Here is a 21,725-nt window from a genome sequence, read left to right as displayed (position 1 = left end):
CGATGTGTGAACACTGACGACCCTAAATGATAATGATTCTCAATATCTACTAGGATCGCTGACATGCCCTCCTCCACACCCCTCCTCGCCGCTGATCACCGGGCCGGAGTCGTCTACGAGATCCACGACGGCTCCCGGCGTGTCGCGGTCGCCGACAGCTGGCTCGCCGAGCACGCGGGCTTCCTCCGCCTGCCCACCGGAGCAGCCGGGCGCTGGGCCTTCGCCGACGACCGCGGCGGCGCGCTGGTCGTCGGCGACACGGACGCCGTGCGGCGCATCCCGATCGCCATCCCCGCCGAGCACCTCGCCTGCGATCCGAGCGGCCGCCACGTGGTCGTCACCTCCGGCCTGGGGATGAACGAGGAGGCGTGGAGCGACCTGGTGTCGGTCGTCGACCTCACGACCGACTCCTCCGTGCGCTTCCGGGTGCGCACGGGCGAACCCGGGGTCGTACTCGCCCCCGATCAGGCCTCTGGAGAACCGACGATCGTGCTCCGCCATCGCGAGCCCGGCGCAGTGGAGGCGCTGCCCCTGGCGAGAGCCCTCGACGTCGGAGCCCACGCCCCGGTTCTGCGCGGACACCTCCTCGACGACCTCGCCGCAGACGGCCACGGCGACGTGATGGACCCGGGCTCCGGTGTCGTCGGCATCGCGACGAGCCGCGGCCTCGAACGGTTCGTCGTCGACGCCGGGCTGCCCCGCGCCATCGGCATCGTCCCCTGGCCCGTCCCCGGACGCGCGTACTACCTGCGCCTCGCCGGTGACACGGGAAGAGCCACGGGCATCGTCCGCGGCGGACCGGCCTCCCCCGGAGCGTGGCCGGAGTGGACCAACACCTTCGTCGAGATCGACCTCGCGTCGGGAGCGACCCGTTCCGTGCCGTTGCCACCGGGACTCGCCTTCCGGTTCGCACTCGCCACGGGCATCGCGGCGGTGTGCGTGATCCACCCCGACGGCGATGTCGTGGTGGTGATCGATCGTGCACAGGCGCGCGTCTCGCGGATCACTCCGATCCCGGCGATGACACACCCGCCCCGCGCAGGACAGCTGCCGTGGGACGGCGTCGATGGTCGCCCCGCGCAGCGCCGCTCCCTCGCGATCGATCCCAGGACCGGAACGATCGCGGTCACCAGCGGGGGAGACGGCACGATCCTCCTGCTCGACGATGAGGGCATCTCCACGATCGAGCTGCCCACCCCGCTCGACGAGGGCGGACACCTGCTGTGGGCGGGTGGCGGCGACCGCATCGACGACCTGGTGGGGCGATGAGCGCGCACCGATCCCTGTTCGACGACGCCCTCGCGCGCGCCGAGCGCCACGGCCGTCCGGGCCTGCCGCTCGGCGGGTTCACGCTGGGCAGAGCGGACGACCGCTCCCGCCGCGGCATCCACCGCGTCGACGGCACGACCGTGATCGAGCCCGACGGCCACCTGCACCGGATCTTCCCCTCCCCCGACCGCCGACTCGTCGCCGTCGAGTGGGCACCCTCCGCCGACGAGAACGCCGTGTTCGGCATCGTCGACGTCGCCGCCGGCACGCTGCGCCTGCATCCAGACATCCGCCTGCGCTACGACACCGTGGTGTGGGTAGCGGACTCGCGGAGCCTCGACGTCGTCGCGAGCCGCGACCGGATGCTCGTGACCCTCGACCTCGAGACGGATACGCGACGGGCTGTCCCCCTCGCGTCCGAGGCGCGACTGCGGCTGTTCCCGGGCGGGAAGAGCGGACTGCGCGCCCTGAGCTCGGGCTCCCGAGGCACGACGCTGACCGACCGGACCACCGGGACCCTTCTGGGACGGTGGCCCGCGCTCCTGCGCGCCGCGCCGCTCGACGCCGGCGTGCTGGTGTGGCACGACGGCGGGCTCGATGCCGTGGCGAACGACGGTGCCGGCGTCGACGGCGACGCGAAGCACGGCGTGCTCTGGCGCTGGAGCGATCCCGACGCGCAGATCGTCGATGTCGCAGCGCACGGGGACCGTGTCGTCGTGCTCGCCGTCGCCGACGGGCGCAGCGTGCTCGTCGACCTGGTCGACGGCGTCGAGATCGAACGCTCCGAAGCGGACTCGGCCGACTCCGACACCCTCACGACGACGGCGATCGGGTTCGACGACGGTGTGCTGCACCTGGGCGTCGAAGGGCCGCTCACCCCACCGCGGATCGTCGAGCGCACGAAGGAGAACGCCACGATCGCTCCCCCTCCGGCGGAGACCCTCGGCGCCACCGTGCGCCACGATCTGCCCGCCGACGACGGCGCGACCCTGACCGTCCACGTGACCGCTCCGCCGGGCGCAGAAGGCCCGGTGCCGCTGATCCTGACCTGCTACGGCGGCTTCGGCGTGCCCCATCTCCCGCTCTTCGAACCCACCGTGCCCGCATGGGTCGCCTTCGGCGGCGCCTACGCCTCCGCGCAGCTCCGCGGTGGCGGCGAGCGCGGAAGGGCCTGGCGTGAAGCGGGCCGCGGCGCCCGAAAGCACCGCACGATCGCCGACCTCGCCGACGTCGCACGCGGACTCATCGCGGCCGGGATCACCCGCCCCGATCTGCTCGTGATCGCCGGGGCCTCCCTGGGCGGGGTCATCGCAGCCGGGTGCGCGATCGAGCATCCGGAGCTGTGCGCGGGCTTCGTGACCACCGCCGCTCCCCTCGACCTGCTCGCCCTGGACGATCATCCGCTCGGGGCGCGCTGGCGAGCCGAGTTCGGCGACGACGGCACACCGGGATCACGCGCTCACGTTCGCCTCCTCTCTCCCCTCGCCCAGGCCGAAGCACTCCCGGTCGGGACTCCGATCCCCTCCTACCTCGGTGTCGTGCTCGGTGAGGACACCCGGGTGCTCGCCCGAGACACGCACCGGATGGTCGAGGCGCTGCAGCAGGCGGGCGGCTCGGCCCGCCTCTGGACGGCCGCCGGAGCAGGGCACGGCGCGAACGAATCCGCTGCACTGCACGCGCTCGGTCTCACCGTGCTCGACTTCGCGGCCGAAGTCACGACCACCATGCCCTCCGACGCCCCGAACGGAGCCTCCCTGTGAGCGCATCGACCGCCACCCTCGCCGAACGGCGCATCCGCTTCCCCCGGCGCCGAGGCGGCGAGCGTCGCCGGGCCCGGAGCGGAGGCCGCCGGATGCTGCCGGTCGGTCCCACCGTGACGACCATCGCCGTGCTCGCCGTGCTCGTCCTCGTGCTCTCCGCGGCCACCGGACCCGTCGCCGTCTCCCCCCTCGACGCCGCGAAGATCGTGATCGGCCACCTGGTACCCGGCATGCCCTGGATGTCCGACGGTTCGCTCACCCCGTTGCAGGACCAGGCCGTGTGGCAGTTCCGGGTGCCGCGATCGCTCCTGGCCGCGCTCTCGGGCGCAGGGCTCGCTCTCGCCGGGGCGATGATGCAGGCCGTCGTGCGCAACCCGCTCGCCGAGCCGTACATCCTCGGCGTCTCGTCCGGGGCGAGTGTCGGCGCTGTACTGGTGATCGTCTCGGGCGGGGCCACGTTCCTCGGCCTCACGATGAGCGGGGCGGCCTTCGTGGGCGCTATGGTCGCCTGCATCCTCGTCGCCATGCTCGCGCGCATCCGCGGAGAGCTGTCGCCGACCAGGATGATCCTCGCCGGTGTCGCACTCGGCGCCCTGCTGAGTGCCGTGACCAGCTACCTCACGCTCACCACCGACGCCCAGAACGTCGTCAGCGTGATGTTCTTCCTGCTCGGCAGCGTGTCGGCCGCCGACATGTCGTCGCTGCTGATCCCCGCGGTCGCGCTCGCGATCGCCTGCATCGCCGTGTTCGGGCTCTCGCGATCGATGAACGCGCTGCTCTCCGGCGACGAGTCGGCAATGGCGGTGGGCGTGCGCACGACCAGGCTGCGCGGTCTGCTGCTCGTGCTCGCCTCGCTCCTGACCGGTGCGATCGTCGCCGTGAGCGGCGGCATCGGCTTCGTCGGCCTCGTCGTGCCGCACATGGCTCGACTCCTGGTCGGCTCGGATCATCGGCGGATGCTGCCGATCACGGTCCTCGGCGGCGCGCTGTTCCTCATGGTCGCCGATCTGCTCGCCCGCACGGTCGCGATGCCGACCGAGATCCCCCTCGGGATCCTCACCGCGTTCGTCGGGGCTCCGTTCTTCCTGTGGCTGATGCGCAGCGGCGGCGAGCGGGCGGGGTTCGACCGATGAGCGTGCTGTTCGACGACGTGAGCGTCGCACGCGGCGGTCGCACCGTGCTGCACGGCATCGACCTCGAGGTCGGCACCGGGCGCATCGTGGGACTCCTCGGCCCGAACGGCAGCGGCAAGTCCACGCTCCTGCGCGCGCTCTTCACGGGTCAGCGTCCGCACGCCGGACGCGTGCTGATCGACGGCGCCGACGTGTCGCAGCTGGCCCCGCGCACACTCGCGCGCACCGTGTCTGTCATGCTGCAGGACTCCCCGTCCGAGTTCGATCTGACCGTGCGGGAGACCGTGCTCGTGGGCCGTTCGCCGCATCGTCCGCCTTTCAGCCGGGACACCGCGGAGGATCAGCGCATCGTCGACGAGGCCCTGCGCACCGCCGACGTGCACGACCTCGGCGACCGCCTGGTGCGACGGCTCTCGGGTGGTCAGCGCCAGCGGGTGATGCTCGCCCGTGCGCTCGCGCAGAGCGGCGAGATCCTCGTGCTGGACGAACCGACCAACCACCTCGACATCGCGCACCAGCTCGACCTGATGCGCGTCGTGAGCGGACTCGGCACGACCGTGATCGCGGCCCTGCACGACCTCAACATCGCCGCGGCGTTCTGCGACGACGTCGCCGTGCTCGACGAGGGCAGGCTCGTCGCCTTCGGTCCGCCCGACACCGTGCTCACCCCCGCGCTCGTCGACGAGGTCTTCCACGTCACCGCCCGCGTCGCCATCGAGGTCGACACCGGGGCGCGGGCGATGACGTTCCATCCGCGACAGCCCGCCGGCTGATCCGCTCGACACCTGAACCCACCCCCTACCAAGGAGAAGAAGAATGACACCCCGTACCCGAACCACCCGTCTGCTCGCCGCCGTCACCGTCGGACTGGGCGCGATCGCCCTCACCGGATGCGGCGGCGGCGTCTCCGCCGGATCCGCACCCGACTCCGCCGGCGAGGCGATCACGATCGAGAACTGCGGCCGCACGGTCGAGATCCCGACCACGCCGACCGCCGTCGTCGGGCTGCACCCGTCGCAGACCGAGCTGCTGCTGCGCCTCGGTCTCGCCGATTCACTCGTCGGTCAAGCGCAGGCCACGGCCCAGAAGCTGCCGGCCGACGTCGCGGGCATGGCGGCCGAGGTGCCGGTCATCGGCGGAGACTCCCCGCCGAGCCGTGAGGAACTGCTCGCCGTCGAACCCGACTTCGTGTACTCGCCCACCACCTACGAGTTCACCGCCGAGCAGGGCTTCGCCAGCATCGAGCAGCTCGCAGACGCCGGTGTCGCCGCGTACACCGCGACCGGCGGATGCTTCGACCGCCGCATGGAGGGCACCGTCGACGACCTCTTCATCGACCTCGACAACCTCGGCGCGATCTTCCAGGTCGAGAAGGAGGCGAACGACCTGATCGCGTCGTCCCAGGCCGAGCTCGCCACCGTCGACACCGCGATCGAGGGGCAGGACCGCCCGCGCGTCGCGCAGGTCTTCGTGGAGGGGACGACCCTCACCGCGATCGGCGCCGGCATCGAGTACGACATCCTGCAGCGCGCCGGCGCCGACAACGTCTTCACACCGGACGACCCCGCATTCGCCGACTTCTTCGCCGCCGAGATCACCCCGGAATCCCTCGCCGCGGAAGCACCCGATGCACTCGTGTTCGCGGTGACCGACTCCGCGCACGAGGCCGCTGTCCGCTCGTACCTCGCAGCGACCTTCCCCGATATGCCCGCCGTGCGCGACGGGCGACTGATCGCGGTGCCCTCGACCGACCTGTTCCCCGGCACGCTCGGCAACGTCTCGGCGGTGCGGCTGATCGCCGAGGAGCTCTACCCCGACGCGGTCTTCGACTGATCCGCACCGGCGACACCTCGGGGAGCGTGACCCCCGAGGTGTCGCCGTCGAATGCTCAAGGGGTGTCGCATCAGATCGATCCCGCCCCGAGCGCGGCGTTCAGATCTCGTATACGTCTCGGCGGTGAGCGACCCGCACCACGGTCACGAGCACCTGGTCGTCGATCACTTCGTAGAGAACGCGGTAGTCGCCGATGCGCACCCGCCACGCGTTGTCATAACCGGAGAGTTTGCGGACCCCATGAGGGCGGGGTTCGCGCTCGAGTTCGGCGATCCCGGAGAGCACCCGTCGACGGATCTGCGCATCGAGTTTGCGTAGCTCTTTGGCGGCCGCTGTGGTGAACTCCACCCGATAGGTGGTCACGCAACTTCCGTGAGGAGCTCATCGAGCGACACACGCTGTCCATCGTCTGCAGCCTTGGCCGCCGCGAACTCGGCCGCATCGCGCGCGGCCTCGAGCTCTTCGAGCAGTTCCAGGTCGGCCACGCTGATCACGACGGCCGTGAGCTTCCCGTGGCGAGTGACGCCCACACGCTCGGAACCATAGGCGACTCCACCGAGGACGTCGGCCAAGCTGTCGCGAAGATCCTTCGACGGGACGCTGCGGCTGATCGTGTTCATGATGTCATTCTACCGCTTATGTACATAAGTGGAAGAAGATACAGAAATCAGGCCTGCATGACAGCGAGCACATTGCCGGCCGGGTCGCGGAACCACGCGATGTCCGGGCCGCGACCGTTGCCGCGGACGATACCGCGCTCATCGGAGGGGAACTCCTCGTCGCTGTAGATCTTGGTCTGCACACCGCGGGCGATGAGCTCGTCGACCGCGGCATCGACATCCGCCACAGGGAAGTTCAGGATCGTGAAGCTCGCCGGCGTGTGGTTCGGCTTCGAGTAGACGAGGATCGACCCGCCGCTCGGCAGCCGCAGATCGAGGAAGCCCATCGCGTTGCGCTCGACATCGAGCCCGAGGGCCGTGCCGTAGAACTCTTCCGCCGCGTCGATGTCGTCGACGCTGAATCCGCTGAATGCGTTGTCCGCTGTGAAGGCCGCCATGGTTCCAGCATCCGCCGTCCTCCACCGATTGTCGAGGCCCTTCATCGGCGCCCTTCATCGGCGCGGTCGCGGCACCAGGCGGTCGGTCGCCTGCAGGGGGTCGAACAGCGCCCCGAGCCCGCAGCGCATCAGCAGCGCATGCACGCCCAGACAGATCACGATCACGGCCGCCGTCAGCACGATGGGGCCGATGGCTTCGAGCACCGGCGTCGTCCTCCATCCCGCAGCATCCAGCCCCGCATCGATGAGCGCGAGCGGCATCATGTGCAGCACGTAGATCGGCAGGGTGCGCTGCCCGATCCAGCGCAACGGTCGCGCGATCACTCCCACCCGCCGATCGAGGAGCACGCTGAGCGACACCCCGAACGCCACCGCGATCAGCGCGAGCGCGGGCCACACTCCCGGCAGCAGGCGGATGGCGAGGCCTGCCACGAGCGCCAGCGCCGCGACGTACACGGCCGCGAGCGCGAGCGTGCGCCACACCCCGACGCTCTTCGCGAAGCGTTCGACGACCGCACGCAGCCGCAGCCCCACGAGGAAGAAGAACAGGTTCTGCACCAGCTGCCACAGGTTGCCGAGATCGGGGATGACGCCGGCCCCGGCGGCCGCCGCGACCACGAAGGCGACCGACAGCACCACGGCGGTCGGCAGGGCGCGGGTCAGTCGACCGATCGCCAGGTATACGGCGAGCGCAAGCAGATACCAGAGGTTCGTCGGGCTGATGGTCAGCTGCGCGAGCAGCTCCCACCCGTCGGTCGCCCGCGCTGTATCGAAGTCGGGCGCCAGGGCGAGCACGAACGTCTGGATGAGCACCCAGACGACATAGAGCAGCGAGAGCCGCGCCGCCCGCCGTCGCCAGGAGTCCCCGTCGTCGGCGAGCACGGCCCGTGCGGCGAACATCCCGGAGACCAGGAAGAACAGCGGGATCCGCAACGGCAGCAGCTGGGCGTTCAGCATCGCCCAGGCGTCGGTCACGGGACCGGCACCCGCCACATCGATCGCATGCTTGGTCACCACATGCCAGAGCACCACCAGGATGATGCAGATGCCTTTCGCGACATCGGGCCATCCGACGCGAGAGGCGGAAGGCCCCGTCACGACGCCGCGCGCACGAGCCGCGCCACCAGGTCGACGTAGGTCACGCCCGCCGCCGCGAACATCCGCGGCACCTGCGACGCAGCCGTCAGACCTGGCATGGTGTTCACCTCGTTCAGCACCGGACCCCGGTCGGTCAGGAAGAAGTCCATCCGCGCGACCCCGTCGCAGCCGAGGGCATCGAACACCGCGATCGCCGCCCGCTTGAGCGCGGCCACCTCGGCCGCATCGAGCTGCGCCGGAACCGTGAACCGCGCGCTGCCGTCGTACTTCGTGGCCGTGTCGAACAGTCCCGTCGCGTGGATCTCGAGGGGCGGAGCCGCCCAGCGGATGCCGCCCTTCTCACGCAGCACCGCCACGTCGATCTCGCGCCCCCGCACGACCTCCTCGACCAGGATCCGGCGGTCGAAGCGCGCGGCCTCGTGCAGCGCGGCGAGCAGATCCTCCTCCCTCGTCACAAGGCTCACGCCGTGGCTCGACCCGGCCGACACCGGCTTCACCACGATCTCGCCCTCGAACTCCACGTCGCCGATGTCGTCCGCCGAGACGAGGCGACCGCGCGCGGTTCCGAGCCCGACGGCATCCGCCACCAGCTTCGTCGTCCACTTGTCCATGCCGATGGCCCCGGCCCGCAGCCCCGAACCCACCACACGCACTCCGGCGAGCGCGCACAGCGCCGCGAGAGCTCCGTCTTCGCCCAGGGCGCCGTGCACCGCGGGGAAGACGACGTCGGTCCGTGTGAGCAGCGGAAGCGCCAGCGCCAGCGACTCGGCCGGCGATCCCCCGTTCGGGCGGCCGTCGACGCGCCAGATCCCGTCGCGGTCGATGGTCACGCACGTCACCTCGTGATCCCCCATCCGCAGCGCAGCGGCAACCGCGGCGGCAGACGCCAGCGACACCTCGTGCTCGGCGTTCTGCCCGCCGCCGACGACCAGCACCTTCGTCGTCATGCGACGCTCCTCCGCACTCGCGCCCCGATTCCGGTGACGACCGTGTGCGGGATGGTCCCCGCCCACCGCGCCCACTCCTGGACCGATGGCACGGCCCCTCCGTCGGGTCCGAACACCGTCGCGACCGCACCCCGAGGGAAGAGCGCGGCGCCCGTATCGACCACGATCTGATCCATCGACACCCTCCCGACGATCGGATGCCGCACCCCGCCGATCGCCACCCCCGCGCCGGGCGCGAGCTCGCGCGGAACACCGTCGGCATATCCGACGCCGACGACGGCCAGATGCGTCTCCCGAGCGGTGAGGTGGGTGCCGCCGTAGCCGACGGCCGTCCCCGCCGGCACGAGGGCACTGTGCACGACGGGCGCCGTCCAGCGCGACGCACCGACCAGCGCGGTCGTCTCCGAGGGATCGATGCCGACCAGCCCCGCGCCGATCCGCACCATACCGAAGTGCGTGGCGGGGTCGGTCAGGGCGCCGGATGTCGCGGCGAGGTGCACGAGCACAGGGCCCAGACCGGCGCGCAGCATGGCATCGCGTGCCTGCCGCATGCGCAGCACCGCAGCCGCGTTCGCCGTGGGATCGGCCTCGTCCGCTCGCGGCAGGTGACCCATCAGCCCGACGACCTCGACCCTGCCCCGTCCGGAGCGCGCGAGTCGGAACAGCTCGGACCAGTCGTCGAGAGGGCACCCTCCCCGCGCCATGCCGGTGTCGAGATGCAGATGCACTCGCACCGGGTCCGCGGCGTCGGCGATCAGCTGGCGCAGCTCTTCGACCGAGCCGATCGCGATGTCGATGCGGTGCGCGGCGGCGGCTTCGGCATCGACGCCCGACGGGTTCAACCACGACAGGATCGGCACGTCGAGTCCGGCGTCGCGGAGCGCGAGCGCCTCGGCGACGTCGGTCACCCCGAGCCAGTCGGCCCCGGCGGCGACCGCGGCTCTCGCGACGGTGACGGCCCCGTGTCCATAGCCGTCGGCCTTCACCACGGCCATGATCGGCACGGCGGTCACGGCTCGCACGTGCCTCAGGTTCTCGGCGACGGCATCGGGGAGGGTGCACAGTGTCGGCGCGTGCAGGCGGGAGAAGGTCACGGGTTCGGTGGCGAGAAGAGTGGTCATCGCTTCGTCCTCGGGTCGGCGGTCGGGTCGGCGAGCATCTCGGGGCATCCGTCGTCGACGGCCTCCGGGCGCAGCTCGTAGTGCCAGGACTCGTTGGCGTAGATCTGGCAGAGGCCGTAGCGCGAGCCGCGCTGTGCGAGCCAATCGAGCGCCGACCAGGGACCGAGATCGACGGCACCGCCCGTCACGTGCTCCGAGGTCTCGGGGGTGGCCACCCAGCGGCGCGCCTCGTTCTCGGATCCGTACTGGACGATCGCGTCCTGCAGCATCCGCTCCTGGAGTGCGGGCGAGCGCCATCCGCTGTTCACCCGGAAGGTGACGCCGTCGCGCTCCGCATCGGATGCTGCGCGCTGCAGAGCCTCGAGCAGGGCGGAGTCGAGGTTACCCACGGCGACTCTGTCCACCTCGAAGACCGTGGGCTTGTCGTCGTCGCGGATCACCCCGTCGGCCTCGCTCGGGGCGATGACGGATCCGGTGATGTCTCCGGTCGGAACGGGGGTGGACGCAGGCGATGGGTCCGAATGCGTGGCGTCGGCGAAGGCCACGGACAGCGACTGCTGCACCGCGATCGCGAGGATCACGGCGGCGGCGAACGCGATCGCGGTGATGATGACCCTGCGGCGACGGCGCGCTCGGAGCGGAAGAGGGGTGGTGCGGGTGTTCATGCTCCCAGTGAAGAAGAGGGCCGGTTGCCAGGGCGTATGCGCTTTTGCATACGCTGCCGATATGCCGCACTGCGTAGGATCGCAGCCATGCGTGTACTGATCGTCGAGGACGAGCCCTACCTCGCCGAGGCGGTACGCGATGGGCTGCGCCTGGAAGCGATCGCCGCCGACATCGCGGGCGACGGCGACACCGCCCTCGAGCTGCTGAGCATCAACTCCTACGACCTCGCCGTGCTCGACCGCGATGTTCCCGGCCCGTCCGGCGATGACATCGCCCGGTGGATCGTGGCCTCCGGCAGCGGCATCCCGATCCTCATGCTCACCGCCGCCGACCGGCTCGACGACAAGGCGACCGGCTTCGAGATCGGCGCCGACGACTACCTCACGAAGCCGTTCGAACTGCGCGAGCTCGTGCTGCGCCTGCGCGCCCTCGACCGCCGACGACAGCGCAGCCGGCCGCCCGTGCTGGAGGTCGCGGGGCTCCGCCTGGACCCCTTCCGCCGTGAGGTGTACCGCGACGACCGCTATGTGGCGTTGACCCGCAAGCAGTTCGCCGTGCTGGAGGTGCTGGTCGATGCCGAGGGCGGGGTGGTCAGCGCCGAGGAGCTGCTGGAGCGCGCCTGGGACGAGAACGCCGACCCGTTCACGAACGCCGTGCGCATCACGGTCTCCTCGCTGCGCAAGCGCCTGGGGGAACCATGGCTGATCCTCACCGTGCCGGGTGTCGGATACCGGATCGGGACGGACGCCGATGCGTAGGCGCCCCGGCATGAGCGCCCGCCTGAAGCTCACGCTCAGCTATGCGGCTGTCGTGCTGGTGTCGGGGTTGCTGCTTCTCGCCGCCGTGGGCCTGTATCTGCTGCGCTACGTACCGGACGTGCAGATCCCCTACATCGACTTCCGGGTGCCGAACCGCTCCGACCTGATCAGGGCGTTCGTGCCAGTCGCCTCGGTCGTCATGGTGGTACTGCTCGCCCTGGGACTCGGCGGCGGCTGGTTGCTCGCCGGTCGAATGCTGGCGCCTCTCGAGCGCATCGGCGACGCGGCGCGGCTGGCGGCGCAGGGGTCGCTCTCGCACCGGATCGCCCTCCCCGGCCCCCGCGACGAGTTCCGCGACCTCGCCGACGTCTTCGACTCGATGCTCGAGCAGCTGGAGGCCCACGTCGCCGAGCAGCAGCGGTTCGCCGCCAATGCCTCGCACGAGCTGCGCACCCCTCTCGCGATCTCGCAGACGCTGCTCGAGGTCGCCCGCGATGACCCCGAGCGCGACGTCGATGCGCTGATCGCCCGCCTGCAGGAGGTCAACGCCCGCGCGATCGAACTCACCGAAGCGCTGCTGCTGCTGAGCCGGGCGGACCGTCGCGCGTTCACCCGCGAGATCGTGGATCTGTCGCTCCTCGCGGAAGGAGCGGTCGAGGCGCTGGTGCCGCTCGCCGACCGTCGCGGCGTCGTCGTGGAGGTGGGCGGTGCCCCGGCCCCTGTACTCGGCTCCGCCGCCCTCCTGCCGCAGCTGGTGACGAACCTCGTGCTCAACGCGATCGTGCACAACCTGCCGTCGGGTGGGGCCGTCGCCGTGCGGACGCACTCGATGCCCCACGCCGTCGCACTGGTCGTGGAGAACACCGGCGAGCTGCTGCCGGCGCACCGCGTGGCGACGCTCATCGAACCCTTCCAGCGCGGTGCCGAGCGCACCCGCAGCGACGACCATGCCGGGGCGGGACTCGGTCTCGCGATCGTCGACCGCATCACGCAGGCCCACGGGGGCACGCTGGTGCTCACCCCGCGGACGGACGGCGGCCTGATCGTGACGGTGTGGCTGCCACATCCGTACCCGGTCGAGCCTTCCGCCTGACCAGGCTGCCGTCCCCGTCCCGGTTCAGATGTCGGAAGATCTTCCGGATGCCGGAGCAGATGGGGATCTTCGGCCCGACATCCGCCCTTTCTCCCGACGGATGAACCGATACGGGAGCGCGGGCTCACCAGGGGCTGGGCTCGTAGTCCTTCAGGAACACGCCGTGGATGTCTTCGCCGGCCTCGCCGCGCACGATCGGGTCGTACACGCGGGCGGCGCCGTCGACGAGGTCGAGCGGGGCGTGGAAGCCCTCTTCGGCCAGGCGCACCTTCGTGTAGTGCGGACGCTCGTCGGTGATCCACCCGGTGTCGACGGCCGTCATCAGGATGCCGTCCTTCTCGAGCATCTCACCGGCACTGGTGCGCGTGAGCATGTTGAGTGCGGCCTTGGCCATGTTCGTGTGCGGGTGGCCTGGCCCCTTGTAGCGGCGGGAGAACTGCCCCTCCATGGCCGAGACGTTCACCACGTACTTGCGGTGCGAACCCGAGGCGGCCATCGACGCGCGCAGACGGCTGATGAGCAGGAACGGTGCGGTGGTGTTGGCGAGCTGCACCTCGAGCATCTCGAGCGGATCGACCTGCTCGATCGACTGCACCCAGCTGTTCACGCGGTTCACGTCGGGCACGAGGCCGCCGGCGTCGATCGCGGTGCCATCGGCGTGCTTCTCCAGCGACGAGGATCCGGGGGCCATCGCGAGGCGTGCGAGGTCTTCGGCCGTGAGCGCCTGGCCGCCCTGCTCGGCGACCGTGCCACCGAGGGCCGCGACCGAGAGCAGCGGATGCGCGTCGACGGATGCCTGCAGCGCCTGCGGGTGCGGGTCGGCCGTGTGACCGAAGGTCTCCATCTCGGGCAGCGGTCCGTCGGGAAGCGGCTGCAGCTCGGCATCCGCCAGCAGCGAGTACGCACCCGGCGAGCGGCGCACGGTCTGCGCGGCGTTGTTGATCAGGATGTCGAGCGGACCCTGGGCCGCGACCGAGTCGGCGAGGCCGATCACCTGGGCGGGATCGCGCAGATCGATGCCGACGACGCGCAGACGGTGCAGCCAGTCGGCCGAGTCGGGCAGAGCAGAGAAGCGGCGGACGGCGTCGCGCGGGAATCGGGTGGTGATCGTGGTGTGCGCCCCGTCGCGGAGCAGCCGCAGCGCGATGTGCATGCCGATCTTGGCGCGACCACCCGTGAGCAGGGCGCGCTTGCCGGTGAGGTCGGTGCGGGCGTTGCGCTTGCCGTGGCTGAAGCGGGCGCAGTCCGGGCAGAGCTGGTGGTAGAACGCATCCACCTGCGTGTAGGGCTGCTTGCAGATGTAGCAGTTGCGGGGCTTGAGCAGCTCGCCCGCGATCGGGGCGTCGATCACGCTCGTGGCGAGGTCGTTGCCGCGCGTCTCGTCGTCGATGCGGTCGGGCGCTCCGGTGGCGGTGCGGGCGACCACGGCCTTGTCGGCCTCGGCGATCGCATCGCGGATCTCCTTGCGGCGCACCCGCTTGACGGCCTTGAACATCGCCGCGGTCGCATGGCGCACGGCGACGAAGTCCGGATGCTCGTTGTCGATCTGGTGCAGCTCGGCGAGTACGCGAAGAGTCGTGGCGAGATCGTCGGGGTCGACGCCCGGTCCGAGGTCGGGTGCAGCGTCGGAGGGGGCGTCGGTCATTGTGCTGATTTTACGCGAGTGTCCTGGGGGTACGCCCGACCCCGCCCGCGGGGCACATGAGCCGGTCGTCGAGCGCACGGCGCGACGTCGAGAGCCCGCGCACTCGACGGAGTGCGCGGGCTCACCGCAGCTACGCGATCCCGCCGCCGTCCACGACGAGTGCCGACCCCGTGACGTACGAGGAGTCGTCGCTCGCGAGCCAGACCACGGCCTGCGCGACCTCGCTCGGCTCGCCCATCCGTCGCAGCGGACGATCGGCGGCTTCGGCGAGGAAGGCGTCGGTGTCCTGCGCGAGCTGACGGGCCTCGTCGCGCAGCATCCCGGTGTTCACGTCGCCGGGGTTGACCGAGTTGACCCGGATGCCGGCGGGGCCGTGGTCGATCGCGAGCGCACGCGTCATGTTCACGACCGCCCCCTTCGAGGCACAGTACGAAAGGGCCTGGCCGCCGCCCTTGAGGCCCCAGCCTGATCCGGTGTTGATGATCGAGCCTCCGCCCGCCGCCTCCATGATCGGCACGATGTGCTTGCACATCAGGAAGATCGAGCGCACGTTCACGCCGAACACGCGATCCCACTCCTCGACGGTCGTCTCGACCGCCGTGGTGCGACGGATGATCCCCGCGTTGTTGAAGACGACGTTCACTCCGCCGAGCTCCTGGAGAGATGTGGCGATGACCCGTTCGATGTCGGGTTCGCTCGCGACGTCGGCCGCGATCGCGATGGCGGTGCCACCCGCGGCACGGATCTCCTGCGCGACGGCCTCTGCCGCCTCCGCGTTCAGGTCGACGACAGCGACGGCCGCGCCCTCGGCGGCGAGCGCGAGCGAGGTGGCACGACCGATGCCGCCGGCACCGCCGGTGACGATGGCCTTCTTGTTCTCGAGACGCATGGGGTGTCCTTTCGGGTTCGTTCAGAAGATGTCAGACGCAGTCAGGGAGTCAGTTCGGGGGCGCTCACGGCGTACAGGCTGCTGGTACCCGAGCCGGTGACGATGCGCATGTGTCCGGCGAGTCTCGCATCCAGTTCCGGGTCGCCGGTGTCGACGAGGAGCGGGCGGCCGTGCAGATCGATGAGCTTCTGCTCGGGGGCGACGACGAGGAGCGGGTCGTCGCCGAGAGCACGCAGGACGGCGGCCGAGAGCTGCTGGTTGCCGCGCCCGAGCAGGAATCCCTGGCCGCCGATCACGGTGACCACGGCCTGAGCCGGCCCCTCGGCGATCTCGGCGAGGAGTTCCTGCTCGCTCGCGCCGCAGACGACGATCGTGCCGTCGAGCACGACATCCACTCCGAGCGGGGATCCCTCGACGCCCAGCTGCCGGGCGATCTCGGCGGTCGTGCCGCCGGGACCGAGCAGATAGCGGACGCCCGGGAGCATGCGGGCCACGGCGCCACGCGCCGCCGCCTCGACCGCCGCCGCCTCGGTCACGGGTGTCGGCGCCTTGCGCGCCTGGGTGCGGCCGCTCCGGTACGGCACCCGCAGCATGCCGTACAGCGTGGGGTCGACGCGGGCGCGCCGCATCGCGGCCTCGTCGATGTCGAGCACCTCGCGCTCGTCGGTGGGAAGCCCTCCCAGATCGATCCAGTCCGCGGCGATCGCCCCCGCCGCCCGCGGGCTGACCGCGAACACGGGCGAGTACATCTTCACTCCGGCCGGCACCCCGAGCACGGCGGGCATGCGCGTATCCGCGTGCTCGGCATCCGCGTGCACCTGTCGGGCGTCCATGCCCCCGGGTGCGGATCTTTCGGCGTGTCTCCCGACATCCGTTCCGGCTCCCGACGGATGCTCGGCCACTTCGAGACCCGCGACCGCATCCCGCAGCGTCCCGTCACCGCCGACCACGAGGATCAGGTCGACGCCGTCCGCGGCGAGCGCCGCCACCGCACGCGAGGTGTCCCCCGCCTCCGTCTCGTTCCGCTCGACACCGAGCGCGGGAGCCACGACACGCGGAACCAGCCCGGCCGCGCGCACGGCGTCGGCGCCCATCGCACCGGCGGCGGTCGCCACCTCGAGCCCGGGATGCCGTTCGGCGAGCGTCGTCAGGGCGAGGACCGCCCGCTCCTGGACGCGCGAACGGGCGCCGCGCGCGAGGGCGAGGCGCTGCACGTCCGCGCCGTCGGAGCCGGCGAGGCCCGCAGGCCCGCCGACTCCGGCGACAGGGTTGACGACGAGGCCGATCACGACGCGACAGACTCCGCGGGGAAGTACTTCCGCTGGTACGCGCGCCACGTGATCGCCCACCGGTCGGGGTCGTCCAGATCGTCGTGGTGCGTGTGGTGCACGGTCTGGTTGTGCGGGGCGGTGCGCACCACCTCGGGGGTCTCGCGTGCCTCTCGCGCCACTTCGGCAAGGGTGGCCGCGTACTCGTCGAGCTCTGCCATCGAGTACGACTCGGTCGGTTCGAGCGTGAAGGGCTGCGGCACCACGTAGGGGTGGTGGCTGGTCCAGTAGTGCATGCCGAAGTCGGTCATGCGCACGCCGATCTCCTCCGACGAGATGCCGGTCTCCTGGTACAGCTCCTCCCACGAATAGCGCACCTGCTCGATGCGACGGCGGCCGGTGGCGTACGGGGCCGAGGCTCCGGGAATCCCGAGAACGCGAGCCATCAGGTAGTTGTTGTTCAGCACGGCGGTCTCGGCCGCGGCCAGCAGCCCCTCGGCTCCGAGCGCCATGATCCACGAGTAGGCCTTCACGAGGGCGGGGATGACGCCGAAGAACGGCCCGACCGCACCGATCGAGAGCTCTCCGCCCTCGGCGACCGCGAAGGTCCCGTCATCGTCGCGCACCACCCGCGGCCCCGGCAGGAAGGGGGCCAGCGCCGCACTCACGGCGTTCGCGCCCGATCCGGGTCCGCCGCTGCCGTGCGGGGTGCCGAAGGTCTTGTGCAGGTTGAAGTGGCACACGTCGAAGCCGGCGTCGCGGGCTCGCGTGACCCCGAGGATGCCGTTCGCGTTGGCCTGGTCGTACGAGGCGAGGGCCCCGACCGCGTGCGCGGCATCCACCCACTCCCGGATCGCCGGGTTGTAGATGCCGGTGTCCTCGGGGTTGGTGACCATGATCGCCGCGGTACGGGGCGACAGTGCCGCCTTCAGCGCGTCGAGCGAGGGGTAGCCCTCGGCGTCGGGATACACGGTGATGACCTCGTAGCCCGCGGCCTTCGCGGCGGCCGCGTTCGAGGGGTGGCTGAAGATCGTGGTGATGACCTCGCGGCGCTGCTCGCCCTCGCCGTTGGCCTCGTGGAAGGCGCGGATCATGGCGATGTTCGCCCAGATCGCGGCCGACCCGCCCTGTGTGTGCAGCGAGACCTCGTCCATGCCGGAGATCTCGGCGAGCATGCGCTCGAGCTGCCAGACGATCTCGAGCACACCCTGTGCGTCGGCCGGGTCCTGGTGCGGGTGCATCGCGGTGAGCTGCGGGGTGTTCGCGAGCTGGTCGTTGATCTTCGGCGCGTACTTCATGGTGCAGGTGCCCTGCCCGATGTCGACGTTGAAGTCGGCGCCGAGGTTCTCCTGCGACAGACGCAGATAGTGCTTGAGAACGCGCATCTGCCCCATCTCAGGCAGCTTCGGCTTCGACGCACGGCGCAGGGAGGCGGGGAGTGCGGCGACCACGTCGCCCACCGCCTCGCGCACGCCGGGCTCGACCTGCGAGACCAGTACGCCGCGCTCGCCGGGCGTGGTCAGCTCGAAGATGATCGGCTCGTCCCAGCGAGCCTGCTGGAAGCGGCGCAGCGCCGGCTTCGGGGCGACGGGGAGGCTCATCGGTTCTGCTCCTTCGCGAAGAGATCGGATGCCGTGACCTCGGCGAGTGCGCCCGCCAGAGTGTCGATGTCGGCCTGGGAGGTGAGTTCGGTGACGCAGACGAGCAGGCGGTGCTCGTCCACGACCACCCCGGGTTCGATGCCCCTGGCGCGCAGCGCGGTGACGACCGCCTGCGCCGTGACGTCGGCGAAGGTCACCGTGAATTCCCGCAGATGAACGGCATCGTCGTCGAGCGCGACACCGGGCACCGCGGCGAGCGCCTGCTGCGCGTACCGTGTGCGGGCGAGGAGCACCTCGCCGAGCTCGGCCATGCCGGCAGGTCCCATGAGTGCGAGGTAGACCCCGGCGGCGATGCCCCAGAGGGCCGCGGCCGTGCCGACCCACTCCTTCCCGTCCTCGCGATGGGCGAACGAGGTGCGGTCGTAGGCCACGTCGCCGAAGCCGTACTCGCCGGGCACATCGGTGGTGGCGAGCCCGAACAGCCGCGACGGCATCTCCATCACGAAGGTCGGATCGTCGTGCACGGCGATGAAGCCGCCGTGGGCGCCGCCGAACCACTGGTGCAGGCCGAGGGACTGGATGTCACCGGTGACGATGTCGGCTCCGGCCACCGCGGGAGGGGTGAGGACGCCGTAGCCGATCGGGTCGGTGCCGACGACGACCACGGCGCCCGCCGCGTGCGCGGCATCCGCGATCTCCGACAGCGCGGCCTCGACCGCTCCCGTGGCGCTGGGCGTCTCGACCCAGACCGCGGCCACGTCATCGCCCAGTGCCGCACGAACGGCGGCCACGTCGGCCGTGCCGCCGACGGTCGGCACGTGATCGAGCGTGAGGTGCGCGCGCACGTAGTCGTGCACCTTCGCGAGCTTCGCGCGGAGCACGTCGCTGACGACCAGCACCCGGCCGCGGCCGGTGAGGCGTCCCGACATCGTCAGGCCCGTCGCCGTGGCCTGGTAGCCGTCGTAGGTCGGCACGTTCACGACGTCCATCTCGAGCAGCTCGGCCATCAGCGACTGGTACTGGAACAGCGCCTGGAACCGGCCGTGGTCCTCGTAGGGCTCACCGGCGTAGGCGGTCAGGAACTCGCTGCGCCCGATGACCTCGTCGACGACCGCCGGCACATAGTGGTTGTAGGTGCCCGCGCCGAGGAAGCTCAGCCGCTCCGCGGTCGAACGGTTCTTGGCGAGCAGCCCCCGCACGTGGCGGGCGAGGTCCTGCTCGGCCACGAACGGGGCCGGAAGGTCGAGCGGACGGCTCAGTCGCAGCGATGCCGGGATGTCGGCGTAGAACTCGTCGACCGACGCGGCACCGACGGCTGCGAGCATCGCCGCTCGAGACTCCGGGGCGGTGTTGGGGATGTACGGATGCACGAACGGGGCGGTCATGCGTCCTCCTTCTCATCGTTGTTGCTCAGGGACGTGTCACGCGAAGACGCGATCGGGGTGGCGAAGGGGATGGATGCGGCGCGGGGCGCGGCGAGGACGGCGACTCCGTAGCGGTCGAGCTCGAGCCGGTCCGCGTGACGGATGCCGGTGAGCAGGTCGACGCCCGGGGTCGGGATCTCGAACGCGACAGGCGAGCGTCCGTGGTTCAGATAGAACGTGTAGTCGGTGGTGTCGTCGGCGCGCGTGACGACCTCGACCTCGACGTCGGTGTGCGCGCGGGCGGGAACGCCGGCCGTGCGCAGCACATCACGGAAGACCGGGAGCAGGCCCTCAGGGTCGAACATCGCGCTGACGTACCAGGCCGAGCCCGCCCCCGCCGTGCGACGGGTCACCGCGGGCAGGCCGTCGAGCTCGCCGCTCGCATAGGTGCCGCGCACCTCCACGTCGTCGTCGGCCTCGAGCCACTCGCTCCACGACGGCACGGTCAGGGTGTCGCCCGCGTAGTCGATGCTCTCGGTCAGACCGTCGGCGATCGGCCACTGCTCGTCGACCTCGATGCCCAGCAGGTCGCGCAGCGGTCCCGGCGCTCCGCCGTCGTGCACCTTCTCGGTCGCGTCGACCACACCGGAGAACGGTCCGACCACGAGGTGCCCTCCGCGCTCGACGAAGGCCCGCAGCGCGTCGGCCTGCGGCTGCTCCACGATGTAGAGGTTCGGCACCACGACCACGTCGTACGCGTCGAAGGGACCGGTCGCCCTGACGGCGTCCACCGGCTGGCCGAGCGTGTACAGCGCCCGGTGCCAGGCTCGGGCCTGCTGCGCCCACTGCAGACGCTGCGAGGGCAGCGACTCGACGGCGCTGGTGCCCCACCACGAGTCCCAGTCCACCACCAGCGCCACGCGCGAGCGCACCCGAGTGCCGCGCACGGGTTCGAGCTTCTTCAGCTCGTTGCCCAGCGCCTTGGTCTCCCGGAAGCTGCGCGAGCGCTCTCCGCGATGACCGAGCATCGAGGAGTGGAACTTCTCCTGGCCGTACTTGGCCTGACGCCACTGGAAGAACATCACGGCGTCGGAGCCGTGCGCGACCGCCTGCAGGCTCTCGATGCGGATCTTGCCCGGCGCCTTGGGCACGTTCACGTCGCGCCAGCTGGTCGCACTGGCCGAGGATTCCAGCAGCAGCCACGGCTGCCCGCCCTTGAGCGAGCGCATGAGGCCGTAGTTGAGGGCCGCGCCGACATGCGAGGTCGGGTCGGCGGGCTCGGGGTAGGCGTCATCGGTCACGACGTCTTCGACAGCGGCGAAGTCCCAGTAGTCCAGGTCGCGGAACATGCTCATGAAGTTCGTGGTCACCGCGATGTCGGGTGTGACCTCGCGCAGCACGTCGATCTCGACCTGGAAGAGCTCCAGCAGGGCGTCGGACGAGAAGCGCTCGAAGTCGAGCAGCTTGGTGGGGTTGACCGGCCCCGGCGCCTTCTTCGGCGTCTCGATGTGCTCCCACGACGTGTAGCGCTGACCCCACACGTTCACGCCCCACGCCTCGTTCAGTCCGTTGAGGTCGCCGTAGCGGTCCTGCAGCCAGCGACGGAAGTGCCGTGCCGACTCGGGGCACCAGCAGCGCGAGGTGTGATCGCCGTACTCGTTGGAGATGTGCCACATGGCGAGACCGGGATGCTCTCCGTACCGTTCTGCCATCGCCCGGGTCATCCGCGCGACGTTCTCCCGCCAGATCGGCGACGACGGGCAGTAGGTCTGACGGGATCCGAACTCCAGGCGGTGACCGTCGGCATCCCACGGTGCCATCTCGGGATGAGCGCGCAGCAGCCACGACGGCGGGGTCGCGGTCGCTGTGGCGATGTCGATCGCGATGCCCGCTTCCCAGAGCAGCTCGATGATGCGGTCGAGCCACGCCCAGTCGTAGACGCCGGGCTCCGGTTCCAGCTGGGGCCAGCTGAAGATCGGCAGGCTCACCATGTTCACGCCGGCTTCGCGCATCAGACGGATGTCTTCGTGCCAGGTCTCTTCCGACCACTGGTCGGGGTTGTAGTCGCCACCGTAGGCGAGGGCATCGAGGCGGACGCGTCGGGTGGGCTGGTCACCATCGGGTGCGGGCACGAAGTCTCCTCTCTGAGTCGTCACCGGCCGATCCGGCGGTGCACTGGTGCGAATCCCGGATCAGCTGTATTCTGTATACAACACACTAGGA

Annotated in this window: 20 protein-coding genes; 7 read left to right on the top strand and 13 right to left on the bottom strand. The window is 70.7% G+C overall.

Features of this window, described 5'->3' with window-relative positions; genetic code table 11:
* Positions 1-63 precede the first annotated feature (63 nt).
* The 5 genes from ACP699_RS13070 to ACP699_RS13050 are packed head-to-tail and all read left to right on the top strand — an operon-like array spanning position 64 to position 5,995.
* Positions 64-1,269: a hypothetical protein gene (locus tag ACP699_RS13070; protein ID WP_426171686.1), complete on the top strand. Its 1,206-nt coding sequence runs from the start codon at positions 64-66 to the stop codon at positions 1,267-1,269.
* Positions 1,266-3,029 carry a prolyl oligopeptidase family serine peptidase gene (locus tag ACP699_RS13065; protein WP_426171684.1) on the top strand — a complete coding sequence of 588 codons (1,764 nt, stop codon included), beginning with the start codon at positions 1,266-1,268 and terminating at the stop codon, positions 3,027-3,029. The genes ACP699_RS13070 and ACP699_RS13065 overlap by 4 nt, the downstream gene beginning before the upstream one ends.
* Entirely contained in the window at positions 3,026-4,162 is a 1,137-nt protein-coding gene (locus ACP699_RS13060) for a FecCD family ABC transporter permease (RefSeq protein ID WP_426171682.1), read from the top strand. The genes ACP699_RS13065 and ACP699_RS13060 overlap by 4 nt, the downstream gene beginning before the upstream one ends.
* A complete protein-coding gene (locus ACP699_RS13055; protein WP_426171680.1) occupies positions 4,159-4,935 on the top strand; it encodes an ABC transporter ATP-binding protein in 777 nt (258 codons plus the stop codon). Before ACP699_RS13060 ends, ACP699_RS13055 begins: the two co-directional genes overlap by 4 nt.
* 43 nt (positions 4,936-4,978) lie before the next feature.
* Positions 4,979-5,995, top strand: coding sequence for an ABC transporter substrate-binding protein (locus ACP699_RS13050; RefSeq protein ID WP_082524355.1), 1,017 nt, complete (start codon positions 4,979-4,981; stop codon positions 5,993-5,995).
* Between the two features lie 99 nt (positions 5,996-6,094).
* On the opposite strand, the gene ACP699_RS13045 is transcribed toward ACP699_RS13050, so the two are convergent.
* Genes ACP699_RS13045 through ACP699_RS13015 form a run of 7 tightly spaced genes read right to left on the bottom strand, consistent with a single transcriptional unit; the run spans position 6,095 to position 10,883 of the window.
* A complete protein-coding gene (locus ACP699_RS13045; RefSeq protein WP_055869247.1) occupies positions 6,095-6,358 on the bottom strand; it encodes a type II toxin-antitoxin system RelE family toxin in 264 nt (87 codons plus the stop codon).
* Entirely contained in the window at positions 6,355-6,615 is a 261-nt protein-coding gene (locus ACP699_RS13040; RefSeq protein ID WP_055869246.1) for a type II toxin-antitoxin system prevent-host-death family antitoxin, read from the bottom strand. The genes ACP699_RS13045 and ACP699_RS13040 overlap by 4 nt, the downstream gene beginning before the upstream one ends.
* Before the next feature lie 47 nt (positions 6,616-6,662).
* A complete protein-coding gene (locus tag ACP699_RS13035; RefSeq protein WP_029260102.1) occupies positions 6,663-7,052 on the bottom strand; it encodes a VOC family protein in 390 nt (129 codons plus the stop codon).
* A 54-nt stretch (positions 7,053-7,106) separates the two neighbouring features.
* Entirely contained in the window at positions 7,107-8,150 is a 1,044-nt protein-coding gene (locus ACP699_RS13030) for an acyltransferase family protein (RefSeq protein WP_426171676.1), read from the bottom strand.
* A complete protein-coding gene (locus ACP699_RS13025; protein ID WP_017831208.1) occupies positions 8,147-9,097 on the bottom strand; it encodes a D-alanine--D-alanine ligase family protein in 951 nt (316 codons plus the stop codon). Before ACP699_RS13025 ends, ACP699_RS13030 begins: the two co-directional genes overlap by 4 nt.
* Entirely contained in the window at positions 9,094-10,218 is a 1,125-nt protein-coding gene (gene alr / locus ACP699_RS13020) for an alanine racemase (RefSeq protein ID WP_426171674.1), read from the bottom strand. The genes ACP699_RS13025 and alr overlap by 4 nt, the downstream gene beginning before the upstream one ends.
* On the bottom strand, positions 10,215-10,883 hold the full coding sequence (locus ACP699_RS13015) for a M15 family metallopeptidase (protein ID WP_127481628.1): 669 nt from the start codon (positions 10,881-10,883) through the stop codon (positions 10,215-10,217). The genes alr and ACP699_RS13015 overlap by 4 nt, the downstream gene beginning before the upstream one ends.
* Before the next feature lie 87 nt (positions 10,884-10,970).
* Here ACP699_RS13015 and ACP699_RS13010 point away from each other — a divergent pair, with 87 nt between their 5' ends.
* Together ACP699_RS13010 and ACP699_RS13005 are read left to right on the top strand one after the other, a co-directional pair.
* Positions 10,971-11,642, top strand: a complete 672-nt coding sequence (locus tag ACP699_RS13010) for a response regulator transcription factor (RefSeq protein WP_028503005.1) — start codon at positions 10,971-10,973, stop codon at positions 11,640-11,642.
* A 10-nt stretch (positions 11,643-11,652) separates the two neighbouring features.
* Positions 11,653-12,735: a sensor histidine kinase gene (locus ACP699_RS13005; protein ID WP_426171673.1), complete on the top strand. Its 1,083-nt coding sequence runs from the start codon at positions 11,653-11,655 to the stop codon at positions 12,733-12,735.
* 124 nt (positions 12,736-12,859) lie between these two features.
* On the opposite strand, the gene ACP699_RS13000 is transcribed toward ACP699_RS13005, so the two are convergent.
* From ACP699_RS13000 to ACP699_RS12975, 6 genes are all read right to left on the bottom strand, one after another.
* Positions 12,860-14,380 (bottom strand): SDR family NAD(P)-dependent oxidoreductase, encoded by a 1,521-nt coding sequence (locus ACP699_RS13000; protein ID WP_055869241.1) that lies wholly within the window; start codon positions 14,378-14,380, stop codon positions 12,860-12,862.
* Positions 14,381-14,510: 130 nt separating this feature from the next.
* A complete protein-coding gene (locus ACP699_RS12995; protein ID WP_127481625.1) occupies positions 14,511-15,269 on the bottom strand; it encodes an SDR family NAD(P)-dependent oxidoreductase in 759 nt (252 codons plus the stop codon).
* Positions 15,270-15,310: 41 nt separating this feature from the next.
* Complete coding sequence (locus ACP699_RS12990; protein ID WP_426171670.1) at positions 15,311-16,558, bottom strand: ATP-NAD kinase family protein; 1,248 nt, start codon at positions 16,556-16,558, stop codon at positions 15,311-15,313.
* Positions 16,555-18,138, bottom strand: a complete 1,584-nt coding sequence (gene gcvPB, locus ACP699_RS12985; RefSeq protein ID WP_017831200.1) for an aminomethyl-transferring glycine dehydrogenase subunit GcvPB — start codon at positions 18,136-18,138, stop codon at positions 16,555-16,557. The genes ACP699_RS12990 and gcvPB overlap by 4 nt, the downstream gene beginning before the upstream one ends.
* Positions 18,135-19,523, bottom strand: coding sequence for an aminomethyl-transferring glycine dehydrogenase subunit GcvPA (gene gcvPA, locus ACP699_RS12980; protein WP_426171668.1), 1,389 nt, complete (start codon positions 19,521-19,523; stop codon positions 18,135-18,137). The genes gcvPB and gcvPA overlap by 4 nt, the downstream gene beginning before the upstream one ends.
* Positions 19,520-21,634: a beta-galactosidase gene (locus ACP699_RS12975; RefSeq protein ID WP_426171666.1), complete on the bottom strand. Its 2,115-nt coding sequence runs from the start codon at positions 21,632-21,634 to the stop codon at positions 19,520-19,522. The genes gcvPA and ACP699_RS12975 overlap by 4 nt, the downstream gene beginning before the upstream one ends.
* Between the last annotated feature and the right edge of the window lie 91 nt (positions 21,635-21,725).

This window comes from Microbacterium sp. DWRC1-3 (assembly GCF_049896645.1).
Lineage (GTDB): Bacteria > Actinomycetota > Actinomycetes > Actinomycetales > Microbacteriaceae > Microbacterium > Microbacterium maritypicum.
Note: the sequence above shows the minus strand (reverse complement) of the source record. Positions and strands in the feature narration are given on the sequence as shown.